Annotated in this window: 2 protein-coding genes and 1 rRNA gene; 2 read left to right on the top strand and 1 reads right to left on the bottom strand. The window is 62.3% G+C overall.

Annotated features, from left to right (window positions below):
* The coding region (cysD, locus tag AC13EK_RS00225; protein ID WP_483021946.1) for a sulfate adenylyltransferase subunit CysD at positions 1 to 695 on the bottom strand (695 nt) is incomplete at its 3' end.
* A gap of 218 nt (positions 696 to 913) precedes the next feature.
* Here cysD and AC13EK_RS00220 point away from each other — a divergent pair.
* Both AC13EK_RS00220 and AC13EK_RS00215 read left to right on the top strand, forming a co-directional pair.
* The gene (locus AC13EK_RS00220) at positions 914 to 1,927 is read left to right on the top strand and encodes an aldo/keto reductase (RefSeq protein WP_069337312.1); all 1,014 of its coding nucleotides are present in this window, start codon (positions 914 to 916) and stop codon (positions 1,925 to 1,927) included.
* A 580-nt stretch (positions 1,928 to 2,507) separates the two neighbouring features.
* Positions 2,508 to 2,635, top strand: a 16S ribosomal RNA gene (locus tag AC13EK_RS00215); the annotation flags it as partial.

The following is a 2,635-nucleotide window of genomic DNA, read 5'->3' as shown; positions in this document are numbered from 1 at the left end:
GCCAGCGGGAAGCGGTCATCATCGACCATCAGCAGCATGCCGTCGCGCTCGACGGTGGGGCGCGGCGCAGCGAAATAGAGCGGCACGATCTCGATGCCCTCGAGCTGGATATATTGCCAGATGTCGAGCTCGGTCCAGTTGGAGATCGGGAAGACGCGGATGCTCTCGCCCTTGGCCTTGCGGGCATTATAGAGGTTCCACAGCTCGGGCCGCTGGTTCTTGGGGTCCCAGCCATGCGAGGCGGTGCGGAAGGAGAAGATGCGCTCCTTGGCGCGGCTCTTCTCCTCGTCGCGGCGCGCGCCGCCGAAGGCTGCGTCGAAGCCGAACTTGTCGAGCGCCTGCTTCAGCCCTTCCGTCTTCCACATGTCGGTGTGGAGGGCGCCATGGTCGAACGGGTTGATGCCGCGCGCCTGTGCCTCGGGATTATGATGGACCAGCAGTTCCATCCCCGCGTCGCGCGCCGCCTTGTCGCGCAGGTCGTACATGGCGCGGAACTTCCAGGTGGTGTCGACATGGAGCAGCGGGAAGGGTGGCGGCGAGGGATAGAAGGCCTTCTTCGCCAGATGCAGCATCACCGCCGAATCCTTGCCCACCGAGTACAGCATCACAGGCCGCTCCGCCTCCGACACAACCTCCCGCAATATATGTATGCTCTCCGCCTCTAGGCGCTGAAGATGGGTCAGGTTCCGGGTCATGGGCTCGCTCGCGCCGCTGGGCGGCATAAGGGTCTATAATGTGCCGTCGAAATGACCCCGCTGCGCCCGCCGGGCAAGATTGGCTTTATTAAGCCGGGTAAACCCCATCTTCTTTCGTCCTGCCGGGTGAGGGCATGACCAAGGGCATGACAGAGCGGAGAGGCGGACCTATCTCTTGCGCCATGCACGGCCCCAACCGACAGGATGTTTCCCACCTCATGACGACCGCTCTTCCCACCCGCCGCCTGGGCGCACTCACCGTTTCCGCCATCGGCCTTGGCTGCATGAACCTCTCCCACGCCTATCTGCCGCGCCCGTCGACCGATGAGGCCGAACGGCTGCTGCGCCATGCGCTCGATGTCGGCGTGACCTTCTTCGACACCGCTGCGCTCTATGGCTTCGGCGCCAATGAGGAATTGTTGGGCCGCACCATCATGGACCGGCGCGCCGATTTCACCCTCGCCAGCAAATGCGTGCTGGCGGAGATTGATGGCAAGCGCGGCCTCGACGGCTCGCCCCAGGCGATCACCCGCGTGCTGGAGGATTCGCTGCGCCGGCTCAGGACCGACCATATCGATCTCTATTATCTCCATCGCCTGGACCCGCAGGTGCCGATCGAGGAATCGGTCGGTGCGATGGTGCGCGGCGTGGAGGATGGCAAGATCGGCGCGATCGGCCTGTCGGAAATGGCGGCGGCGACGATTCGCCGCGCCCATGCGGTCCATCCGATCACCGCAGTGCAGACCGAATATTCTCCCTTGAGCCGCAACCCGGAGGTTGCCGTGCTCGATGCCTGCGCGGAACTCGGCATCGGCTTCGTCGCCTTTTCGCCGGTCGGTCGCGGCCTGCTCGCCGGCGGGGTCGGGCCACAGGGCGTGCCCGAGGGAGATATTCGCGGCGCCATGCCGCGTTTCCAGCCGCCCCACCTTGCCCATAATCTGGATCTGGCAACGAAGCTCAAGGGGCTCGCCGACGAAGCGGGCTGCACCATGGCGCAGCTCTGCCTGGCCTGGCTGCTGTCCCGCCGCGATTTCATCGTGCCGATTCCCGGCACGACCAACATGGCGCATCTCGAAGAGGATCTGGCGGCCGCGAGGCTCGACCTGCCACGCCCGCTGCTCGACCGCATCGACAGCCTGTTCGATTTCGGGGCGGTGTCGGGTCCGCGTTACCCGCGCGATGCGCAGGCGCAGATCGATACCGAATTGTGGGCAGGCGAGCCGCTGGCCTGATTCTCGTACCGATTCTCCCCTGATTCCCGATTCTTGCCGCAGCAGGATCGGGATTCGGATGGAGAGGCGTGGGACCCGGCCCCCAATCCGGTTCCGGAAACGCATTTTTATTACAAGCGCGTGAAATCTCCGAAATGCCCGAAAGACCGGGCTTTTCACGCGATCGGGAGGGGCCGCATTTTCAACTTTCGGAGGGGAAATTCAAAAAGGGCGGAATTTCGCGGTTGACCGAATCAAATGCCCCGCCTAGAGGGCTTTTCACCGGACGGGGCGCTGCCAAACGGAAGCGCTCGGGACGGTCGCCCACATAGACGGACACTGGTCCTCCAGACAAGAGTTTGGGGAACACTGGTTGTCCGGTTTTGATGTCGGTGCGGCTCTTTGACATTGTGATTTAGATGAAGGGACATGTGGGCGGCGGCCCTGGGTTCTTACGGCTTTCAGGCGTAGGGGTTCAGATAAATTTAGGCCGTTCCTATATGTCTCGATATATTCCACTAGAATATATTGTGCAGGAATGGCTCCTGAAAATGAGCGGTTTCTGATCGGGCTTATTCCGCCTGGTTGGAGATCGGACATCAAACTTGAGAGTTTGATCCTGGCTCAGAACGAACGCTGGCGGCATGCCTAATACATGCAAGTCGAACGAGATCTTCGGATCTAGTGGCGCACGGGTGCGTAACGCGTGGGAATCTGCCCTTGGGTTCG

This window comes from Sphingobium sp. L-44 (genome assembly GCF_056859495.1).
This window is presented reverse-complemented; position numbering and strand designations above follow the sequence as displayed.

Coding starts and splice junctions, on each gene's coding strand:
- AC13EK_RS00220 (WP_069337312.1), top strand. CDS start 914: ATGACGACCGCTCTTCCCACCCGCCGCCTGGGCGCACTCACCGTTTCC.